We start from the raw sequence: 622 nt of genomic DNA, 5'->3' as shown, positions 1-622 counted from the left end.
GCTGCTGTTCACCGGGCGCAGCATGCGCGCCGAGGAGGGCGAGCGCTGGGGCTTCTACAACCGCCTCTGCGAGCCCGAGACACTCGGCGACGACGCCCTCGCCATGGCGCAACAGCTCGTCGCCGGACCGAACTTTGCCCACGGCATCACCAAGACCATGCTCAACCAGGAGTGGAACATGGGACTGGACCAGGCCATCGAGTCGGAGGCCCAGGCCCAGGCGGTGTGCATGCAGACCGAGGACTTCCGCCGCGCCTACCGGGCCTTCGTCGCCCGTGAGCAGGCGGTGTTCGAGGGCGACTGACATGAGCGACCGCAGCTTCCTCGACTGGCCCTTCTTCGAGGCCCGGCACCGCGAGCACGCCGCGGACCTGGACGCCTGGGCGCGGGAGGCCGTGACCGGCCTGGACGAGTCGGACGTGGACGCCACCTGCCGCGAGCTCGTCCGCCGTCTCGGCGCCGGCGGCTGGCTCGCCCCCTGCGTGGCCCTGGACGCCGGCGACCGCCTGGACGTGCGCACCCTGTGCCTGACCCGCGAGACCCTCGCGCGGCACGACGGGCTCGCCGACTTCGCCTTCGCCATGCAGGGGCTCGGCACCGGTCCCATCTCGCTGTTCGGCAC

At 72.0% G+C, this 622-nt stretch carries 1 protein-coding gene and 1 pseudogene; both read left to right on the top strand.

What is annotated here, in order from left to right:
• Window positions 1–304, top strand: a 304-nt coding sequence (locus G7A99_RS23615; protein ID WP_240466404.1) for an enoyl-CoA hydratase-related protein, incomplete at its 5' end; no start/stop codon positions are given.
• Window position 305: 1 nt separating this feature from the next.
• A pseudogene (locus tag G7A99_RS23610) lies at window positions 306–622 on the top strand (acyl-CoA dehydrogenase family protein); the annotation flags it as partial.

It is taken from the genome of Arhodomonas sp. KWT, from assembly GCF_010993615.1.
Note: the sequence above shows the minus strand (reverse complement) of the source record. Positions and strands in the feature narration are given on the sequence as shown.